This is a genomic window from Leisingera methylohalidivorans DSM 14336, from assembly GCF_000511355.1.
GTDB classification, from domain to species: Bacteria; Pseudomonadota; Alphaproteobacteria; order Rhodobacterales; family Rhodobacteraceae; genus Leisingera; species Leisingera methylohalidivorans.
Map to the genome: position 1 here is coordinate 18,241 of NC_023136.1, position 19,264 is coordinate 37,504.

General features: G+C 62.7%; 16 protein-coding genes and 3 pseudogenes. 8 read left to right on the plus strand and 11 right to left on the minus strand.

Annotated elements, in window-relative coordinates:
* The first annotated feature begins 42 nt into the window (after positions 1 to 42).
* Entirely contained in the window at positions 43 to 1,071 is a 1,029-nt protein-coding gene (locus METH_RS21265) for a YeiH family protein (protein WP_024092355.1), read from the plus strand.
* 271 nt (positions 1,072 to 1,342) lie between these two features.
* Here the strand turns inward: METH_RS21265 and METH_RS21270 are convergent, their stop codons facing one another.
* Positions 1,343 to 2,377, minus strand: coding sequence for an IS110 family RNA-guided transposase (locus METH_RS21270; protein ID WP_024092356.1), 1,035 nt, complete (start codon positions 2,375 to 2,377; stop codon positions 1,343 to 1,345).
* A gap of 181 nt (positions 2,378 to 2,558) precedes the next feature.
* Here METH_RS21270 and METH_RS21275 point away from each other — a divergent pair, with 181 nt between their 5' ends.
* From METH_RS21275 to METH_RS21285, 3 genes are all read left to right on the plus strand, one after another.
* Positions 2,559 to 2,858, plus strand: a complete 300-nt coding sequence (locus tag METH_RS21275) for a hypothetical protein (RefSeq protein ID WP_024092357.1) — start codon at positions 2,559 to 2,561, stop codon at positions 2,856 to 2,858.
* Positions 2,855 to 3,346 carry a hypothetical protein gene (locus tag METH_RS21280; RefSeq protein ID WP_024092358.1) on the plus strand — a complete coding sequence of 164 codons (492 nt, stop codon included), beginning with the start codon at positions 2,855 to 2,857 and terminating at the stop codon, positions 3,344 to 3,346. Before METH_RS21275 ends, METH_RS21280 begins: the two co-directional genes overlap by 4 nt.
* A gap of 98 nt (positions 3,347 to 3,444) precedes the next feature.
* Positions 3,445 to 4,500, plus strand: a complete 1,056-nt coding sequence (locus METH_RS21285; RefSeq protein WP_156927568.1) for a lysozyme family protein — start codon at positions 3,445 to 3,447, stop codon at positions 4,498 to 4,500.
* 495 nt (positions 4,501 to 4,995) lie between these two features.
* Here the strand turns inward: METH_RS21285 and METH_RS25500 are convergent, their stop codons facing one another.
* Entirely contained in the window at positions 4,996 to 5,268 is a 273-nt protein-coding gene (locus tag METH_RS25500; RefSeq protein WP_084013894.1) for an H-NS histone family protein, read from the minus strand.
* 5 nt (positions 5,269 to 5,273) lie between these two features.
* Between METH_RS25500 and METH_RS23600 the strand changes: the two are divergent.
* Positions 5,274 to 5,435 (plus strand): annotated as a pseudogene (locus tag METH_RS23600) (integrase core domain-containing protein); the annotation flags it as partial.
* Positions 5,436 to 5,488: 53 nt separating this feature from the next.
* On the opposite strand, the gene METH_RS21290 reads toward METH_RS23600, so the two are convergent.
* Positions 5,489 to 6,151, minus strand: coding sequence for an IS110 family transposase (locus tag METH_RS21290; RefSeq protein WP_024092361.1), 663 nt, complete (start codon positions 6,149 to 6,151; stop codon positions 5,489 to 5,491).
* 72 nt (positions 6,152 to 6,223) lie between these two features.
* Here METH_RS21290 and METH_RS23605 point away from each other — a divergent pair.
* Together METH_RS23605 and METH_RS24205 are read left to right on the plus strand one after the other, a co-directional pair.
* A pseudogene (locus METH_RS23605) lies at positions 6,224 to 6,394 on the plus strand (integrase core domain-containing protein); the annotation flags it as partial.
* Positions 6,395 to 6,433: 39 nt separating this feature from the next.
* Positions 6,434 to 6,592 (plus strand): annotated as a pseudogene (locus METH_RS24205) (ISKra4 family transposase); the annotation flags it as partial.
* 208 nt (positions 6,593 to 6,800) lie between these two features.
* Here METH_RS24205 and METH_RS21295 read toward each other — a convergent pair.
* The 6 genes from METH_RS21295 to METH_RS22870 form a co-directional block, all read right to left on the minus strand.
* Positions 6,801 to 8,363, minus strand: coding sequence for a malonate--CoA ligase (locus METH_RS21295; RefSeq protein WP_024092362.1), 1,563 nt, complete (start codon positions 8,361 to 8,363; stop codon positions 6,801 to 6,803).
* Between the two features lie 11 nt (positions 8,364 to 8,374).
* Positions 8,375 to 9,655, minus strand: coding sequence for a malonyl-CoA decarboxylase (locus tag METH_RS21300; protein ID WP_024092363.1), 1,281 nt, complete (start codon positions 9,653 to 9,655; stop codon positions 8,375 to 8,377).
* Between the two features lie 2 nt (positions 9,656 to 9,657).
* The gene (locus METH_RS21305; RefSeq protein ID WP_084013895.1) at positions 9,658 to 11,145 is read right to left on the minus strand and encodes an amidase; all 1,488 of its coding nucleotides are present in this window, start codon (positions 11,143 to 11,145) and stop codon (positions 9,658 to 9,660) included.
* A gap of 119 nt (positions 11,146 to 11,264) precedes the next feature.
* A complete protein-coding gene (locus METH_RS21310; RefSeq protein WP_024092365.1) occupies positions 11,265 to 12,281 on the minus strand; it encodes a TAXI family TRAP transporter solute-binding subunit in 1,017 nt (338 codons plus the stop codon).
* Positions 12,282 to 12,301: 20 nt separating this feature from the next.
* Positions 12,302 to 14,209: a TRAP transporter permease gene (locus METH_RS21315; protein ID WP_024092366.1), complete on the minus strand. Its 1,908-nt coding sequence runs from the start codon at positions 14,207 to 14,209 to the stop codon at positions 12,302 to 12,304.
* On the minus strand, positions 14,202 to 14,711 hold the full coding sequence (locus METH_RS22870; protein WP_024092367.1) for a MarR family winged helix-turn-helix transcriptional regulator: 510 nt from the start codon (positions 14,709 to 14,711) through the stop codon (positions 14,202 to 14,204). Before METH_RS22870 ends, METH_RS21315 begins: the two co-directional genes overlap by 8 nt.
* Positions 14,712 to 14,799: 88 nt before the next feature.
* Between METH_RS22870 and METH_RS21325 the strand changes: the two genes are divergently transcribed.
* Positions 14,800 to 16,473 carry an amidohydrolase gene (locus METH_RS21325; protein ID WP_024092368.1) on the plus strand — a complete coding sequence of 558 codons (1,674 nt, stop codon included), beginning with the start codon at positions 14,800 to 14,802 and terminating at the stop codon, positions 16,471 to 16,473.
* A 6-nt stretch (positions 16,474 to 16,479) separates the two neighbouring features.
* Here the strand turns inward: METH_RS21325 and METH_RS21330 are convergent, their stop codons facing one another.
* A complete protein-coding gene (locus METH_RS21330; RefSeq protein ID WP_024092369.1) occupies positions 16,480 to 18,273 on the minus strand; it encodes a SulP family inorganic anion transporter in 1,794 nt (597 codons plus the stop codon).
* An 81-nt stretch (positions 18,274 to 18,354) separates the two neighbouring features.
* A complete protein-coding gene (locus METH_RS21335) occupies positions 18,355 to 19,236 on the minus strand; it encodes an MBL fold metallo-hydrolase (protein ID WP_024092371.1) in 882 nt (293 codons plus the stop codon).
* Between the last annotated feature and the right edge of the window lie 28 nt (positions 19,237 to 19,264).

The following is a 19,264-nucleotide window of genomic DNA, read 5'->3' on the forward strand; positions in this document are numbered from 1 at the left end:
CCGAACAGTTCTTCATTGCCACCATGAAACCGGAAAAGTATTATGTTCCATAGCGTTATTCAACATGTAAGTCTCTATCCGCTGCAGGGCCTGCGGACCCGCGCGCGGGGGTTTCTGGTGTCTCTTGTCATAGCGGTCGCCGCGCAATTCATCTCGGAACACTATGGTGCGCCTGCGATGTTGATGGCGCTGCTTCTGGGCATCGCGCTGCATTTCCTCAGCGAAGAAGAGACCTGTCGCGCAGGCGTGGAATTCACCGCGCGCAGCGTGCTGCGTTTCGGCGTAGCGCTGCTGGGCGCGCGGATCAGCCTTGAGTTGTTGGCGGGTCTGGGCCTGGAGCTGATCGGTCTGCTTGTGGCCGGGGTGCTGCTGACGATAGGCTTCGGCCTTTTGGCGGCTCGCTTCTTGGGGCGCGGCTGGCGTTTTGGCCTTCTGACGGGGGGGGCGGTGGCGATTTGCGGCGCCTCAGCGGCCATGGCAATCTCGGCTGTTCTGCCCAGGAACGAACATTCCGAGCAGAACCTCATCTTCACAGTGCTCAGCGTCACGATGCTGTCGACGGCCGCGATGATCCTCTATCCGATCCTTGGCGAAACCTTCGCTTTTAACGATGTGACGATCGGTGTGTTCCTTGGTGGCACGATCCACGATGTAGCCCAGGTGGTCGGGGCCGGATTTTCCGTGTCTGAAGAGGCCGGAGAGGTCGCCACGCTGGTCAAACTGTTCCGTGTTGCAATGCTGGCCCCGATCGTTCTGGTGATTTCCCTGCTGATGCGGGGCGCCTCCGGGGCGTCCGGGGAAATCAACCGCCCGCCGGCTCTCCCCCTGTTCGTGGCCGGCTTTCTGGGGTTTGCCACGCTGAACTCGCTTGGGTTCATCCCGGCACCTGCCGTCGGCGTGCTCAGTGAAGCGAGCCGGTGGGCGCTGCTGATCTCGATCGCCGCGGTCGGCATGAAAACATCGCTCAGACGCATACTGGACGTTGGCGGCCAAGCCATCACCCTGGTGGTGGCGGAAACCGTCTTCATCGCGGGCTTTGTGCTACTGGGGATCACGGTTTTTCACTCCTAGATCCTTCTCTATTCGGCGTTCTTTGGTCAAGCGCCATCGAGCAGTCATTCGCGGCAGGACTTCAGGTCTTTCGCGGGCCCTCGCTTCTCTTCGGGATCGGCACGCTGGCCCTCCCATCATGGGATTAGAAGAGTGAAGCGGTCCGATCTGACTCGCGGCCTGGCAGCCATGATGCTGCCGGAACTGGACCCATTGCGAACTCGCCTCACCCATCGTCCCGCGAAGGACGTCTTCCCACCTGCGGTGGAACTCTAACTCCTTTCCGGGTCGATCACATTGCGATGGCTCCCTCCCGCGACCAACGGAACTCGCTGCCATCGACCCACATCCTGTGCATGATCACCGAAAGGCGCCGCGCCAAAGCCACGACGGCCTTCTTGAAGCCACTACGCTTCGCGACGCCCACGGCCCAAGCTTTTAGCCATGACCATTTCTTCACCCTGGTCAGCATGGATTGCGCGGTCTCGTACAGCAAGGCTCGCATCATTCCGTCGCCACACAAGGATACCCGGCCGACGCGTTGACTTTCTCCGGACTGTTTTAGGACCGGTGTCAGCCCTAAGACCGGCCCAACCGCTCGAGACCTTCGAAAGCGCGCCGGGATATCAATGGTGCTGACGAAGGCAAGAGAAGTCACCGCGCCAACACCTGGGACTGTCATCAGGCGCATGCAAACGGCGTCTCCCGTCGCGATTTCCACAACCTCGCGGTGCAGTTTGGCGAAGCCCTCACGGAGCTTGCGCCTTGCCGCGAGCAAGACGCTGATCACCTTCTCCAGTTCCGGCAGTTCCGCGATGAGTTCCAAGGCGCGGGCTTCGAACTTCCCTCTGCCGACGATACCGACCTTGAGCCCGAAGTTGCACAGCAAGCCGCGAATATCATTCTCGGCAGCAATCGCCTTCTCTTGCAGGAGCTTCCGGGCTCGCAGCAGGGCTCGGCGCTGCTGGCTTTCCCGGGTCTTCACATGCACCGGACGGTACAGGTTGACCCGCATCATCTGCGCGATCCCACGCGCATCATTGCGGTCGGTCTTGTTCACCTGCGCCTTGAGGAAGGCCTTCGCGTGGCGTGTCTCGATACAAATCACCGGAAGCCCCGCGCGCGCCAGCCCTTCGAACAGCCATTGCGACAGCGGACCGGCTTCCAACCCGATCCGTTCGAAATGGACCCCGATGCTGCTCAAAGCCAGAGAGAGCTCCTCGGGGTGGCTCGCAATCTTCATTTCTGAGCAGACTTGGCCGTCGTCGCCGACAACACAAATGGCGGTTTCTTTTACTGATACATCCAATCCGGCATAATGCTTCATGCTGCGTCTCCTTCCTTGATGCTTGTGGCTGCTTCACACAGACCACGTATTATCATCAGCTCGAGACGCAGCACCTACCCGAGACCGAGGCTGGAAGTGGGGCGCAAGCCGAATACCCCATCTGACCCTAGCGACCCAGAAGAGTTTCTACTTCGAAATCAGCCGGGCACGGGATGAGGCGATGCTGCTGACTGAAGATCCGGACCGGCTGTCAAAGACCATCGAAAACGAAACTGGCATCCGCCAGACCGCCCTTGATGCCTGGCTGGACGGCCGCCTCGCTGGCGCCCGCGCCCGGCAGCCGGAACAAGAGAAAGCCCGAGAAGAACCGCAGCAGAAACCCGAGGCGGTGAAGGAAAAAGAGGCCAAGGAGAAGGAGAAGGAGCCCCCTGCCCTGCCCGGTCTTTTCGATGAGAAACTTAAAGAAGTTGAAAAGCAGGCAGAAATCATCCTGCAGCGTGACAAGGACATTGAACGATGAGTGAGACACAGCAGAACCTCCGTGTCCGGCTTGGGCCGGTAGCGAGCGCCCTGATCGAAGGCACCGCTGAAAACCGTCAAGAAGCTTTGGACCGCGCTATCACGGACCTGCAAGAAAGGGCCGTGAGAAACGCTGACGAACGAGAAGGTCAGGTCTTAGGCACGGGCTCCTTGCAAGGGCTGGAAAGCCGGGTCGAGGCGCAAGGCGAACGCCTGTCGGCGCTGCGGTTCTCTGTCATGAAGGAGATGCAGATGATCCGTTTGCTCATCGCCTCCCTCATGTCGAAGTCCGATACCAGCCAGCAAGAGCTCCTCGCATTTGCTACCGAAGCGGTGGAGACGCTGCGACGTGACTCCAGCCTAGTCCTGGAAAAAGAGCACGCAAACCTTGCCAGCCAGGAGGCCGCATTCCAGGACGCGATCCGGCGCGACATGCAGCAGGGCAGCGACGGATTGGAGCGCGAGGCAGAGGTGGAGATCGAGCGATGAATGAGGCACGAACAACCCCAGTTTTGCCGGGCCAGAGCTGGCCCGCGGCCTGGGCCACGCCGGGCCAGAGCCGGGCCACGGCCGGGCCAGGGGCAATTTTGGCCCTTGAAAATAGGGCTTCACAAGGTGCTGCCACTACCAAATTGACAAAATGCGAATTTTGGCAATCAAATCAGCGCCTTGCGCTGATTGCAGCTTTGCTGCGTGAGGTGTGGACCTTCTATGAGGACCGAAGGGCCGAATTGGGCGTTGCTGGCCCGAACCATCAGGGAGGGCTGTGCCAAAAGCCCGCCTGTGGAGCGGCGCAAAGCGCCTCAATTTCTCTCTGGGGTCAGAGGCCACGGATTGCCCTTTCGGCCCTCCTGATGGCGCTCTTGGCTCTTGTGGCCGTCACCGCAGAAGACTGGTCCAGCTCCGGCAGCTTCAGCCTCAAAGAGACCACCGAAATTCGGGAAAGCCTTGCCTCTGCTCCGGCCTCCCCCCAAAGCGGCTGGAACTTCGCCACGCGGGAAAGTGAGTGGGTTGCTCTCGACGCCTTTGAGCGCTCGCGGCCGGGAAAGCAGCCCCCTGCCCCAGCCTCTTTCCACCTTCCTTCCGGCTCCAGTGCTGAGCAACTGTTTGCCCTCATCGCCTTTGCTAAAGCTCCCCGCGGTCGTTACGACGCGATCCATCACGGTGCCAAGGTTAAACCTGGCAAGAAACCCTCGCGGATGACTTTTGCGGAAATTTACGCCTCGATCGACCGCACGCCGGGCCAGCCCCACGCCATCGGAAATTTTCAGATCATACCTTCGACCTTGCTTAATTTGCAGAAGCGTCTCGGTCTGCCTGATAGAACTCGTTTCAGCCGGGAGACGCAAAACCGTATGGCTGCGCTCCTGATTTCGGACGCCGGATATCAGAAGTTCGAGAGCGGCCGGATCTCGCGTTCCGCCTTCATGGACAACCTGGCGCGTATCTGGGCTGGCTTGCCGCTGGCGTCTGGCAAGTCGGCTTATCATGGATATGCCGGGAACCGCGCGACGATCACGCGGGCTTTCTACGGTGAGCAGATGGAAAGGATCTTTGGCTCCGGAAGCGCGCGGATCACTGCAGCTTCTCCGGCGGCTCAGGCAAAACCGCTGAAAGCGGGCTGGACGAGTTTGGGGCAGTGATCCGGACCTTCGACAATCCCCCAACGTACTGCACAGAAAAGTATTGCGCGGCTTTCAGTCCCTCAATCTAAGGGATAGTTGCAGGCAGACCTAAAGGAGGGACGACATGGTGCCAACAGGTAGTTTACTGAACCCCTGAAGTATGGCGCCATATGCGACATGCAGGCAGCAGGATGAGCGCCTTCCAGTTCATGCTGATAAAGAATCGGACTGGCTGTTTTTCATCTGCTCAGCCTCTTCTCCAGACTGAGATTTGATCAAGGCTCTGGAAGAAACCGCCGGATTTCACGGCGCACAAAAAGAGAAAATACACGGCCGCAAAAAGTCCTGACCACACTCCGAAGACTGAGGCCCAGGATACAGTCAGAAAGAAGAGTGCGCCGTGTACAGTCAGATGCCCCTCCGATCATTTGGGTGCCCTGGCCTGATACCGGGGCGGTTCTGACTGCATCACGTTTCAGGTTAACAATTGAGGTATAGGTTACGAGACCTGCATCACACTTCCATTTCGGAAATGTCGCGCCCGTTTCTCACCGCTTCGACAATCCATTGCGGTTTGCGCCCCCTGCCCGTCCAGGTTTGACTTGAGGCTTCAGGGTTCCGGTACTTGGGCGGTGACTTAGGTTTGGGCCGGCTACCATGCTTTGAACAAACTTCTTCAAGTGTGAAACCGAACTCAGCAACAGCAGTTTCCGCCGCCCGGTAAGCCGCCTTCAGATTGATGTGATCCCTGAAAACGCCCCCGCTTTTGATTATAATTTTCTGCAGAGTATCCGTGCATGGTGGTCAGCGACAATGGAACGGAACTGACATCGAACGCTATCCTGCGCTGGCAGGAGGACCGTAAAGCCGAATGGCACTACATCGCGCCGGGCAAGCCGATGCAGAATGGCTTCGTGGAAAGCTTCAACGGCCGCCTGCGTGACGAGTGCCTTCTGTAATCGGGGCGTGTTCGTCAAGTGCGATCGGGTCCGGATCCGTCATGGGGTCATGCTTCTGTCCGCGGTCTGCCCGTCGTAGGGGGCGCCGCATGTTGGCGGTCGAAGGTGAGGCGGACCATGCTAAACGGCGGGCTTGCGTGATCGCGCGCAAAAACAGCACCAGGCACTCGTACGGCCTTCGCCTCATCCCCGTCCCTGACGGGACCCTTGCCGAAGCCATGGGCGAACAGGCGCCCCACCTTCAGACCGAATGGGCGCAACAGCCCGCGGATCTCGTTCTCATGGTCGCGCAGTTTGTTGACGAAGAACTCGCGCGACATGAGCAGCGTGCGCATCTCCTGGCTCTCCGTCGACTTCACATGGACCGACTTGAACCAGCCCAAGCGAGTGAGCTGGGCCAGAGACCGCGCGTCGTTGCGAACGTTCTTGTTGCGGTTCATGGCTACCATCGCAGCCTTGGCGTGCCGCGCTTCCATGCAGACCGCGGGCAAGCCGGCGCCAATGAGGCCATTGTAGAGCCATTGCGACAAGGAACCGGCCTCGAAACCAACTCGTTCGAAGGTGCCACCAATATTTACCAGCACTTCACTGATGTCGGCAGGGTCCGAAACCGCCTTGGCCTCAAGGACCAAGCTGCCGTCAGCATCGACAACGCAGATGCTGGTCAATTCAAGCGAGACATCAAGGCCTGCGAACAATACTCTGGTCATGGTCGTTCTCCCGGTCACAGTTTTACCGGTAAGAAGACTACCGGCGATCCCGGGGGGGGTGAGCCCCGATTACGCCATCTGAACGAGCACCTGTTCGCCAATCTGAGCCACGCCCGGGAGCTGATCGCGGCCTGGCGCGAAGACTGCAATCATCATCGCCCCCACACGAGCCTCGACGGGCTCACTCCGTGGGAGTATCACCAACGGTCAGTAGAGGGCCAAAACCTGAACAGAGCGAACTAATAACTGCGGACTCTACGGGGAGCATGTCAGTGCTTACCGACATCCCGAGCCGAAATCTTGGGTAACGAAATCGCCAAAGTCCGCATGGGAAAGAAGCAACGAGTGCGGTGGTCACCACGGGGTGCCCACAGGGTCGCCACGGTTAGAGCGGCCGTTCTAGATGGAAGATTGTCAACTCGGCACTTCAACGCCGCTTGAAGCCCAGATCCTTTCCACTCCCACACAATAGCTTCCGCTGCGCCCTATCCTACACGGCTGCGAACGGTCTTGCCAGATCAGTGCCCAAAACTTCGATGTCCTTCAGAAGGCTTCTCTTTTCCACCTATGCCCGCAACAAGAGCCACGGTTTGGTGGGAAGGCATCTCATCCCATCAGGTCATCGGCGACAGGGATTCACGTATCATCTTCAGCTTGCGGGTTGTTTCTTGTTCAGTTCCGTTCCGCTCTTCTCAAAGATGCCCGAGTATTGCTCGCGAAGTGCATTCTTCTGCACTTTTCCCATCGTGTTGCGCGGCAAGGTGTCAATGATGACGGCATGTTTCGGTTGCTTGTAACGGGCAACGCTTCCGCTGATCTTTCTGAGAACGTCCTCTCCGGTCAGGGAAGCGCCGGGCGATGGAACGACGACAGCAACCACCCCCTCGCCGAAATCCGGATGTGGCACGCCTATCACGGCGCTTTCAGCGACCTCCGACAAATCGTCGATCAGCAGCTCTATTTCTTTTGGATAAACGTTATACCCGCCCGTGATGATGAGATCTTTTTCACGGCCGACGATATGAACGTATCCATCACCGTCGATCTGTCCCAGATCACCGGTAACGAAGAACCCTGAGGCGCGCAACTCTTCCGCGGTTTTCTCGGGCATCTGCCAGTAGCCGCCAAAGACGTTGGGGCCTCGCACTTCCAGCATGCCGACTTCTCCCTGATCAAGCGGCGTGCCGCTCTGCGGATCCGTCACCAAAACCTCCACTCCCGGCAGGGGCAGCCCGACCGTGCCAGGCTTGCGCGGGCCATCATAAGGGTTCGACGCGATCATGTTTGTTTCGGTCATGCCGTAGCGCTCAAGTATCGCATGGCCGGTTTCGTTGCGCCATTGCTCATGGGTTTCCGCCAACAAGGGTGCGGACCCCGAGATGAACAACCGCATCGACGCCGTCGCCTCCGGCAGCCCGGCCTCCTTGAGCAACCGGACGTAGAATGTTGGGACCCCCATTAGAACTGTGGCCCTTGGAAGGCTGTCCATGATCGCCGAACTGTCGAACCCGGCAAAGAAGTGGCATGCGCTGCCGGCCATCAGGGTGACATTCGTGGCGACGAACAGCCCGTGCGTGTGGAAAATCGGCAGGGCATGGATCAGCACGTCGCGGCGCGTGAATTTCCACACGTCCCGCAGGGTTTCGGCGTTGGAGGCGAGATTGCCATGGGTCAGCATGGCGCCCTTGGACCGGCCCGTGGTCCCCGAGGTATAGAGAATTGCGGCGAGGTCGTCCGACCCGCGCACAACCGGAACGAAGCCGGCCGAACTGGCTTCCTTGGCCTCTGCCAGGGTCCCGCCATCGTCCGCCGTCAGCGTGAAAACCTTTGTGACACCGGCTTTGGCGGCGATGGGACCAAGGCTTTCCAGTCGGGCCGGATCGCAGACGAAGACACGGGGGCTTGCATCGGTCAGGAAATACTCAAGCTCGGATCCCGTATAGGATGTGTTGAGTGGCAGAAAGACGGCGCCGGCCAGGACCGAGGCAACGTAGAGTTCCAGCATGGTTTGGGTCTTGGGGGCCTGTACGGCAATGCGGTCCCCGGGGCCGACACCTGCATCGACCAGTACCGCTGCCAGTTTCTCGGCGTTGGCAAAGAAATCCCCGTAGCTGGTGGTCTGTCCCGAAGCAGGCAGGTGCAGGAACGGCGCGTCTTCTCTGCCGAGGCTGGCTGCCCGCAGCCGACTGGCAAGGTGGTTCTGTTCGTACATAGGGGGTGTCCTTATCTTGCTTCGGCCAGGGACCGGACAGCCGGAGAGGCGATCACGGATTGCCGCGACGCGTAGGCTTGGTGGTTCGCGGCGATTTTTTCGCTGTCATACAGGTAATTGACCATCACACCCCACGACGCGCCGATGCCGCGCTGGCTGGGGTCTGCGTCGGGATGTATCTTGTACAGTAAAGCGCCGTTGCCCAGGTGGAAATTCGCAACGGGATCGAGCGCAGCCCCATTGGTACGTTTCGCCTGCGTCAGGTAACGCGCCGCCAGCTTCGCCAGGCAGGCAGACGGCGAACCTGCGTGCAGCTGCTTCAGGCACGCCCGGTCATCGGAAGACAGAAGCGGATCATCGTCCTCCAGCGCGCGCTGTGCCCAGGACCGAAAGCCGGGAACTGGAGAGAGGGTCACGAAGGTCCTCAATTGAGGGAACTCGCGCTGCAATTCGGTAACCACCTGCTTTATGAGGAAATTGCCGAAGGAGATGCCCCGCAGCCCCTTTTGGCAGTTCGATATGGAATAGAAGGTGGCAACCTTTGCGGACGCGGGATCCAGCACTTCCCTGTCCCGGCTTAAGATCGGGGGGATTGCGGAGGGAACGGCGTCAGTCAAGGCAACTTGAACAAAGATCAGCGGCTCCGAGGGCATAGCCGGGTGGAAGAATGCAAACAGCCTCCGGTCGGGATCGGCCACTCTCTGGTGCAGATCGGCCCAGCCAGTGATTTCGTGAACCGCTTCGTAGTCGATGATCTTCTCGAGAATTTCGGCCGACGTCATCCAAGTGATCCGCCGCATCTCGAGGAAACCTCGGGTGAACCACGAGCGGAAAAGATGGCGGAAATCCTGGTCGAGCTCCTTCATTGCTGCCGAATTCGGCAAGGCGTCCAGCAACGCGCCGCGCATGGCGACCAGCCGTGCCGTGGCTCCGGGCACCTTGTTCAGCCGGCGGATGAGTTCCTGACTTTGCGGCTCGGCGGCAAAATGGATGGTGCGCGCCGTATGAACCTTGCTGGGCTCCCATTGGTCGATGGCAGCCCGAAGCGCAATATCGTCCACCCCGAAATTCAAAGCGATACTGAGAAAGATCTCGTTTCGGTCTTCCTGTGTCTTGCGCTCGAGGCAGTCGAGGATCTGCCGCGCCAGCCCCAGTCCTGCCGCCTCGCTGCGTTCGGCCAGAAGCGCCCGGCACATGCGCAGCACCTCTGCGTTGTCGGGAACCAGGCTGCCCGTGCGCCCACGTCCTGCGACACGCCGCAGGATATCACTCAATAGATTGGTTTCTGGCATGGCTATAGGCTTTCCGATAAGTGGGTCACTTTCGGATCCACCGGGGTTAACGGGCCGCCGACGGCGACTTCGACCGCCCGAGCTGCTGCCAGCAATGCGGCCTCTCCGCGCGGTTTTCCAATCAATTGAAGGCCGACGGGAAGGCCCCTCGGACCGAGCCCCACCGGAATCGAAATTGCGGGCAGACCGGTGGTGGAGGCCAGGAACGCAAACCGGAGCCAGTCCATGTAGTCGGTCAGTATTTGCCCGTTGATTTCTTGTACCCATTCTTCGGACTGGGCGTGCGGCATGCACCCCACGACCGGGCAGGCCAGCACGTCGAACCGTTGGAAGTGTTCGACCATCGCGTTGTAGATGGCCGTTCGATCCAGATTGGCCTGCGCAATGTCTGCCATGGTCAGCGCCTCGCCGAAGGCGACGTTTTCGGTCAACGTTCGCTTGAAGTGGCGAGTGATATCCTCGGGCATTCTCCGGGCCATTGTGGCCCATGTCATACCGCGCAGGACCCTGTAAGTCCGTTCAAGTTCCGGAAAAGGGGGACAGGTTTCCTCGATCTGCGAACCGCCGCGTTCCAGGAGGGAGAGCACGCCCCGCAGGTGATCTTCGACTTCGCGGTCGACCGGCGACAGCCCACCAAGGTCGAGCGAAAAGGAGATCCGGATCCGCCCATCGGCGCGTTCCACTGCGGATTGAAAGGACTCCGCAGGTGCGGGATAGGAAATTGGGAAGCGGGGATCGAACCCGGACATTGCGTCGAGGAACAGTGCGCAATCACGTACACTGCGGGCCATAGGGCCCTGAACGCCCTCGATCATGAAGCCATTGTCCCTCGACGCGCCGCCGCACATCCCCGGGCTGGGCCGCAACCCGACGATGCCGCAGTATGCGGCGGGGGTCCGAAGAGATCCGCCATGGTCGGAGCCATGGCTGAGCCAAAGCTCCCCCGCCGCAAGCGACGCAGCTGCGCCGCCGGACGATCCGCCTGCATTCAGGGCCGTGTCCCAGGGGTTTCGCGTAGCCCCGAAGACATCGTTGAAGGTATTGCCGCCGGCCCCGAACTCCGGTGTGTTCGTCTTGCCGGCGACAATCCCGCCACGCGCCTCGAGCAATTCTACCAGTGGATCGCTGTCCTTCGGCACGAAATCGGCGAAGCCGGGCGTTCCGAAGGTCGTGCGCACGCCGGACACCGGGGTGAGATCCTTGATTCCGATCGGCAGGCCGCCAAGCCAGCCCGGGTGGTCGCAATTCGCGGTATCAAGCTTCTCTGCCGCGTCGAACGCTCTTTCCGTGCAGAGGGTCGGTGTCGCGTTGATGGCTGGTTCAATCGCCCCGATCCGGTCATATGCAGCTTCGAGAACCTCGCGCGAAGACACCTCTCCCCGCCGCAACAGGCCGACAACGGCGACGGCTTCGAGCCGGCATAACTCCGGCCCGCTGTACTCCGGCCGGTCAGAGGCATCAGAGGAGGGCTGCGGATTCACAAGGGTCATGGCCGGCGCTTTCGTGGTCAGGAGGACCGCTGCGGTCGGGAGCATCCGCAGCGGTCCGGGGTGCGGCGGGGACCGGGGCCATCACGGCCCAGGATGCCCCGCCGGGGAGGAAGGGATGGTCAGTTGGCGGATGCGAAGGTCACAGGCTCGGGGATCTCCCAGCCGGCTTCGCGGTAGTACCGCTCGGCACCCGGATGCAGCCGCCCGGCGATCAGTTCGAGCGCGGTGTCCTTGCGGATGGTGTTCTTCATCCATTCCGCCGTGCCGTGGATTTCATCCAGGTTTTCCCAGATCGCCTTGGTGACCTGGTAGACAACCTCTTCATCTACATGCATGCCCGCGCTGAAGTTCACGATGGCGCCGTGTGTCGTGACGTCGCTGCCGACATGGTTATTGCCATAGGTTCCAGCCGGGATGGTATTTACAGTGCCCCCTGTCGCCTTGTTCACGATGCCCTTGTCGACGTCGATATCCAGCAGCCGGATTTCCTTGGTCAGCGCGAATTGCTGCACCACCGGGCTGGGAATGTTGGTCGGCAGGATGATCAGGTCGATCTTGTCATCCTGAAAGGCCTGCGCCGCCGCGTCGAAGCCGAAGGGCTGAACCTCGATGTCATCTGCCGTCATGCCGGTGACCGGCTTCAGGATGTTGCGCAGCACTACACCGCTGGCCGCACCGCCCGGAGGGCCGATGAAGACCTTCTTGCCCCGGATGTCCTCGAGCGTCTCGATCCCGGAATCCGCGCGCGTGATGTAATGGTACGGTCCCATCTGATAGGAAAAGATCATGCCGACGCTCTTTTCCAGTTCCGGCGCGGCGGCCATGCCCTTGTAGGGGCCGAACTGATTGACCATCAACCAGTTGATCGTCGGTGAACCGAACAGGAAGTCCACCTTGCCCTTACCGGCATCGACCATGTGCTTGGTTGCGGCACCCGTGGCGCGCACCTGGAACTCGACGCCCTCCACATGCTGATTGACCACCTTGGAAATCGCGGTGTTGACGATGAACGGCGACATTCCCGGCGCGATCGACGCAACCTTGAAAAGCTCGGCCGTGGCGGTGCCCGCCAGCAGCGTGGCCGCGGTCAGGCCAAGCGCCAGCGGCTTGCAGAGTGCCTTGAAGTAGGGTCTCATTTCAGTCTCCTGTTGGTTTTTTAGTTAGAGTTGGCGGCGCCCAGAGGAACCGGCCGTGGCAGGAACAGTCCGACCAGAACGGTCGCGGCGACGGCCGGCGCCCAGAGGAACCACATCGGGAACATCGCGGCAGCCCCGATCAGCAGACGGATCGCACGCTGGCCGGTCCCGAGCACGCCCATCCGCGGATCGGCGCCGCCAAGCGCACTCGCCAGCATCCAGACCGCGGCCAGAAGGCGCAGGACCGTCAGCCCCAGTTCGGTCCAGCTGAACTCGCCGGCCACGAGCAGCAGCGAGGGCGAGAACACGAAGATATAGGGAACCAGCAGCCCGACGATCGAGATCCGCAACGCCACGAAGGAGGTCCGCAGCGGGTTGCCGCCGGCGATCGGCGCCGCGACGTAGCAGCCATAGGCAATTGGCGGCACGATCGAGGAGTAGACCGCGAAGTAGAGCACGAACATATGCGCCGCCAGCGGCAGCACTCCGGCCTTGATGATCGCCGGCGCGATCATGATCGCGATGATCAGATAGGCCGGCAGGGTCGGAAGCCCCATCCCGAGGATCAGCGCGCCGAACATGGCGAGGATCAGCGCCAGGATCAGGTTGCCCTCGCCGACCGAGGCGATCGAGGTGGCAAAGCGGATGGCGATGCCGGTCTCGTTGATCACTGCCAGGACGACCCCGATGACACCCACGGCGAGCATGATCTTCGCGGCGCTGATGCCACCGTCTGCCAGGGCTTGCAGGATGCGCTGCGGCTCGCGGCGGAACGCCGGATTGAGGACCAGGCCCGTCACGATCGCCATGACGACGCCCACCAGCCCCGCCATGGCCGGGCTCTTGCCCGAAACGAAGGCCAGCATCAGCGCGGCAATCGGCAGAAAGACCAGGGCAGAGTTCAGCCAGTCGCGCGAGGTCAGGACCGGGATCTCTTCCTTGGGCAGAGGCTGGATATCGAGCCGCACTGCCTCGGCATAGACCTGTGCGAAGAGGCCGATATACTTGAAGAGCGCTGGCAGCGCGGCGGCGAGGATCACCATCGCGAAAGGCATGCCCACGAGGTCGGCCATGACAAAGACGGCCGCCGCCATGATCGGCGGGGTCAACTGCCCGCCCGAAGAGGCGGCGGTCTCGACAGCCGCGGCGAAATTGGCCGAAAAGCCCTGCCGCTTGATCATCGGAATGGTAAAGACACCGGTGCCGGCGATATTGGCCGCGACGCTGCCGCTCATCATGCCGAAGACGGCGCTGGCAACGATGGCGGCATGGGCCGCGCCGCCACGAATGCGCGCGGTCAGGGCGGTGGAAATCTGGATCAGGCTCTCGCCTGCGCCGGTCCGTTCCAGCACGGCGCCGAAGATCAGGAAGATCAGCACGTTGTCGGCCACGAGGCCGGTGATGCGGCCGAACACCCCGTCGAAGGAATACCAGGCGATCTGCATGAAGTCGCTCAGCTCCATGCCGAAATGCTCCAGCAGACCGGGCAGTTGCGGACCGGCAAAGCCGAAGGCGATAAAGACCAGCGCCATGATCACAAGCGACCAGCCCCAGCACCGGACCGACAGCGCGATCAGCGCGGCAAGGCCCGCGAGACCCGCGAGGATGTTCTCTGGCGTGGCGATGTAGAAGCCGGTGTAGAGCTCCGCCTTGACCTGAAAGAACCAGACCGCCGAATAGAGGAAGGCCGCGATCAGGCCGAGGTCGATCACCCAGCCGAAACGCCCCAGCCGCCGGTCGAGGGCCGCGGGCTTCGAGAGGGCGACGATCACCACGCTGATTGCGAGAGCGCCGAACCGGGCGTTGGCCTCGTCCAGCGCGAAGAAGGCAATGACCGTGACGATGATCACCGAGAAGACCAGCGCCAGCCCGCGTCCGGCCTTTTGCGTCACGTGGGCCAGGCCCCTGTCTGCTGCAACCTTATCCATTTGTTATTCCTTTCGCGAGGAGTGCCTGGTTGTGCCCGATGAGAAGGTCGAGCATGCGCTCGAACTCCGCCCGCTCGGCTTGCGTCAGAACACCGGCGAGGACCGCATTGCGTTGGGAGGTGAAGCGCAGGGCCTGATCGTTGAGCTCCTGTCCCGCCGGCGTGATGTGAAGGTCGATCTGGCGCGCATCGGCCTCGGAATTCCGGGTCTCGATAAGCCCGCGCGCCACCAGCGCCTTGATCGTCCGGCTGAGCTGCCCCTTGTCGAGCAACAGAGTGTCGCGCAGCGTTGTGAAGTGGATCATCCCCTCGGTCGCCGTCAGCCCGAGGATCCGCCATTCCACCAGGGTCAGATCGTACTCGCGCTTGAAATACCGGCCACCGCTCCGCTCGTTGATTGCCGCAAGGCGCGAGATGCGAAAGCTCAGGGCCTCGGGCAAGGAAGACAGCGGGCGAAGCGCGTCTGCCTCCGATTGCGACGTCTTTTTTACTGATTGCGTCATCGAACTCCTCCTCCAGCAAAGGCTACCGATACCGTTGACAAAATCAACAAACTTTTGCACGCTTTTCACGAAAGCGGAGGAGGCCCCTATGATCAAAGCAGAAAAAATCTATGTGAACGGCAGGTTTATGACGATGGATGCCGCCCGGCCCGAAGCCGGGGCCTTGGCGGTTTCCTCCGGTCGAATCGTGGCTCTGGGTTCTACTTCCGAGATCGAATCACTCGCCGGGCCGGCCACCGAGCGCATCGACATGGCCGGGCATTTCGCGATGCCCGGGCTGATCGAAAGCCATACCCACGCGCTCTGGGGTGCTTGCCGCGATCTCTTCCAGGTCTATGTGGGCTACACCGCGACCGTGGCGGAGCTCGCCGAGGCGCTGGCTGCGCAGGCGGCGCGCCAGCCTGCGGGCAGCTGGATCACCGGCGGGCCTTGGCGGATGGAGATGCGGGCCGAGCTGGGCATGACCCCGCGCGCATGGCTCGACCGGCTGGTGCCCGATCACCCGGTGGCGGTGACGGATACCTCGCAACACGCGATGTGGTGCAACAGCAGGGCCTTGGCCCTTGCCGGGCTGAACCGCGATACCCCCGGCATCCCCGGCGGCGTGCTGGAGCGTGACGGCGACGGCGAGCTGACCGGCCTTCTGGCAGAGGCCGCCTGCGCGCCGGTGCGCAGGATGGCCGACTGGACCGACGACCAGATGGCCGAAGCCTGCCGCTACTTCGTGCGCTATTTCAACAGCCTCGGCTACACCGCCTTCAAGGAGCCTGCGGCCGACGAAAACGCATTGGCCGCCTATGCCGCCGCGCATGACCGGGGCGACCTGACCCTGCATGTGGCGGCCCATCTGACGGCCTTTTCGCCACTGAGCGGCGATACCGCCACGCCCGAAGAGCTTGACCGGCAGCGCCTCGCCTACCAGCGCGACGGCATCGACCTGCGCTTTGCCAAGCTGTTCCTCGACGGCGTGGCCCCGGCGCATACCGCGTCGTTTCTCAGCCCCTACCTGCCGGCGCCCGGCTACGACCCGGAGAGCCACGATCCCGACGCGGCGCTGCTGCTCGAACCCGGGCACCTGAACCAGATCGTCACCGATCTGGACCGGGCGGGCTATGTGGTCAAGATGCACGCCGTCGGCGACAACGCCGCGCGCAAGGGTCTTGACGCGATCGAGGCCGCGCGAAAGACGAACGGCCCGTCCGGCCTGCGCCACGAGATCGCCCATTGCACCTTCGTCTCCGACGCCGACCTGAAGCGCTTTGCCGAACTGGATGCCGTGGCCGAGGTCTCGCCAAAGCTCTGGGCCCCGAACGCCGCCACCGCCGCGCAGCGCGCGGTGCTGGGTGAGGCGCGCCTGAACGAGGTGCACCGCGTGCGGTCATTGCAGGACGCCGGGGCGACGGTGATCTTCGGAACCGACTGGCCCGCCTCCGCGCCCGACGCCGACCCCTGGACCGGGCTCGCCAGCCTGCTTTGCCGAAGGGACGCAACCGGGCAGTATCCCGGCACAGTGGCCCCCGGCCAGGCGATCGACCTCGACCGGGCGCTGCCGCTCTTCACCACGAATGCCGCAGGCGCGATGCGCAAGACAGGCGAGATCGGCGTTCTGGCACCAGGCGCCTGGGCCGATTTCATTGTGCTCCCCGGTGACATCCGGGCGATGTCGCCCGAAGAGATCGCCCGCATTTCGGTGCAGGAAACCGTCTGGAAGGGACAGGTGGTCTTTTCCCGGCAGAACGCCGCGCAAAAGGAACTGGCCTAGCGGCCGTTACGGGGTCAATCCGGCCGTCTGCGGACCGCTCTCATCCGCCGGCGCCCCGGGCTTTCTTGCGCATTCGTGAAAGACCCGCAGGCGGCAGCGGGCGCAAATGTCGTCTTGTGCGGCGGCCACCGCCGCGTCGATGGCGGCGGCCTTGGTGCCGTGGATATGGTCCGGTCCAAGCACATCGCCGCAATGCAGCCGTTCGAGCGTGCGCAGGATGTCGGGGTGTTTCGCGATCAGGTGCAGGTCATGCCCCTGCGCGCGCGCCCGGCGCACCTCGTCCAGAACGAACTGACCCCCCGACATGTCGATCCGTCCCACACCGCGCAGGTTGAATATCCGGGTCTTATCGCCATCCTGCGCGTCGAGTTGCCGGAACCGCCGTTCCACATGGTCGATGGAGCCGAAGAACAGCGGCCCCTCCAGCCGCGTCATGCTGATCTGCGGGCATTGCGGCAGGCCGTAGTGATGTGCGTTCAGAAACACCCGGCGGCCGCCCACGCCGGCCGGGGCGCCGACCGCCACGAGAGGCCGCGCGCTCTGGCTCAGAAAGACGACAAGCGAGGCCACGACCCCGGCGAGGATGGCGAAATCCAGCTCCGAAACGACGCCGGTCACGAAGGTCACCAGCAGGATGACGGTCTCGGACCGGCTGGTCGTCACGATATGACGGATTTCGCGGTGATCGATCAGTTTCAGCGCGACGTAAAGAATGATCGCCGAGACCGCGGGAACCGGCACGCGCGCGACCAGCGGCGAGACCAGCCAGAGCATCAGCAACAGGAACCCGGCGGCCAGGATCGCCGAAAGCGGCGTTTTCGCCCCGCTGTCCGCGTTCAGGCCCGACCGGGTAAAGGAGCCGGACCCGGCATAGCACTGGAAGAAACTGCCGACGAGGTTCGACATCCCCTGCCCCACGATCTCCTGATTGGAATCAAAGCGCTCCTTGCGCGCGACGGCGAAGGATTTCCCGATCGAGATGGCTTCGAGCAGGCCGACGAATGCGACCGCCGCGGCCCCGGGCAGCAGGGCGGCAAGGCTGTCCGCCTGCAACTGCGGCACTGCAAAAGAGGGGCTGACGGCGCCAAGCGGAGCAAAGTGGGCGACGCCCCGTCCCGCGGCGTCGAGCAGCGCCCCCGCGACCGAGCCCGCAAGCAGGGCGAGGATGTAGGCCGGCAGGCGCTTGTCGAGACGCGTCATCAGCAGGATCGTGCCAAGCGTCACCGCCGCAATCAGCATGGCGGCGGGCTCGATCATGTCGCGGCGGTCCGCCAGGGCAAGCAGGCGGGGCAGCACGCTGCCCTCTGACGCCCCCAGCCCCAGCGCGGGGCCGAGCTGCGACACGAAGATCAGGACCGCGGCGGCGCCGGTGAACCCGACGATGACCGAATGCGAGATGAAGGCGATCACCTCGCCCAGGCCCGACAGGCCCGCCGCCAGTTGCATGGCGCCGACCAGCAGCGTCAGGACAAGGGCGAGCGTGACATACTCGGGAGTGCCAACCGGCGCGAGGGGCGCCAGCGTCGCGAAAAGCACCGCCGAAATCGCCGTGGTCGGCCCGGAAACCATGATCATCGACGACCCCCAGATCGCCGCGACGAGCGGGACGATCATCGCGGTGAAGAGGCCGTATTCCGGCGGCAGACCGGCGATCACCGCAAAGGCGATGCCCTGCGGAAGCACGATGGTCGCGCCGGTCAGGCCCGCCATCGCGTCCGCGCGCAGGCTCTGACCATCGACAGCCGTCATCCACGGGCGGACAGGGACCAGGCGGCCAAGGATTTCGGTCGCGGCGCTCACAGACGGCCGGCGCCGGAGACGGTTGCGCCGGCAAACCGCCCGTCCTGCCGGTCCCGGCAGCGGCGCGGCACCGGCACCGGATCAGCCACGGCTGCCGTCCCCGCCCTGGCCGCCGAGCGGAATGCGCAACCCGTCCCGCCCCACGACAAGCGGGCCGTTCCACGTCCTGGAAACCTCGTCCTTCCAGTCGGCCTCGCCGAAATCGGGATCGTCGGCGGGAACGAGGTGGTTGAGGACCAGTTGACCGACCATCGCGTCCGACGCGATCCGCCCGACATCGGCGGCCGGTGTATGCGAGGCCAACAGGTGTTCGCGCAGCCGCCCGGCCGAGGCGGTGCGCGCCACCAGCTTTTCTACCCCGGCGGTCAACATCGCCTCGTGCACAAGAACGTCGGCGCCTGCCGCAAAGCGCGCCAGCGGCGGGAAATAGCAGGTGTCTGCGGAAAAGACGACGCTCTGCCCGCCGCCCTCGAACCGCAGGGCATAGCATTCGGTCACCGGCGGGTGATCGACCCGCAGCGCACGCACAGCCACGCCGTCAAGTGCGGTCTCGAACCCTTCGTTCAGGGTCTCGAACCGGATCATCCCGGCAATCTCGGGGCGGCCTTCGTCGTCGATCCGGATGGCGTGGTCAAAGGCCATGGCCTTCAGGAAATGCCGCCAGTAATCTTCGCTGCCTTCGGGGCCGTAGACCGTCAACGGCTTGTTCAGCCCCGTCGTCCAGGCGGTGTAGATCAGCGGGCCAAGCTCGACCACGTGATCCGAATGCAGGTGGGTGATGAAGATGGCATCGAGGTCCAGCAGCGAGACGCCCGCCTCGACCACGCTGCGCGACACGCCGATGCCGCAATCCACCAGGATCGACTTGCCGTCCAGCCGCAACAGCGAGCAGGTGGGCATGGCGCCGCCCTGACGGATCGCCGGGCCGCCCTTTGTGCCCAGCAGAACAAGGTCATTTGTCATTCGGTATCCTCTGGTTTTCGGTCGATAT

Excerpts from the sequence above, each read along its gene's own strand:
- METH_RS21265 (WP_024092355.1), top strand. The coding sequence starts at position 43 with ATGTTCCATAGCGTTATTCAACATGTAAGTCTCTATCCGCTGCAGGGC.
- METH_RS21270 (WP_024092356.1), bottom strand. The coding sequence starts at position 2,377 with ATGAAGCATTATGCCGGATTGGATGTATCAGTAAAAGAAACCGCCATT.
- METH_RS21275 (WP_024092357.1), top strand. The coding sequence starts at position 2,559 with ATGCTGCTGACTGAAGATCCGGACCGGCTGTCAAAGACCATCGAAAAC.
- METH_RS21280 (WP_024092358.1), top strand. The coding sequence starts at position 2,855 with ATGAGTGAGACACAGCAGAACCTCCGTGTCCGGCTTGGGCCGGTAGCG.
- METH_RS21290 (WP_024092361.1), bottom strand. The coding sequence starts at position 6,151 with ATGACCAGAGTATTGTTCGCAGGCCTTGATGTCTCGCTTGAATTGACC.
- METH_RS21295 (WP_024092362.1), bottom strand. The coding sequence starts at position 8,363 with ATGTACGAACAGAACCACCTTGCCAGTCGGCTGCGGGCAGCCAGCCTC.
- METH_RS21300 (WP_024092363.1), bottom strand. The coding sequence starts at position 9,655 with ATGCCAGAAACCAATCTATTGAGTGATATCCTGCGGCGTGTCGCAGGA.
- METH_RS21305 (WP_084013895.1), bottom strand. The coding sequence starts at position 11,145 with ATGACCCTTGTGAATCCGCAGCCCTCCTCTGATGCCTCTGACCGGCCG.
- METH_RS21310 (WP_024092365.1), bottom strand. The coding sequence starts at position 12,281 with ATGAGACCCTACTTCAAGGCACTCTGCAAGCCGCTGGCGCTTGGCCTG.
- METH_RS21315 (WP_024092366.1), bottom strand. The coding sequence starts at position 14,209 with ATGGATAAGGTTGCAGCAGACAGGGGCCTGGCCCACGTGACGCAAAAG.
- METH_RS22870 (WP_024092367.1), bottom strand. The coding sequence starts at position 14,711 with ATGACGCAATCAGTAAAAAAGACGTCGCAATCGGAGGCAGACGCGCTT.
- METH_RS21325 (WP_024092368.1), top strand. The coding sequence starts at position 14,800 with ATGATCAAAGCAGAAAAAATCTATGTGAACGGCAGGTTTATGACGATG.
- METH_RS21335 (WP_024092371.1), bottom strand. The coding sequence starts at position 19,236 with ATGACAAATGACCTTGTTCTGCTGGGCACAAAGGGCGGCCCGGCGATC.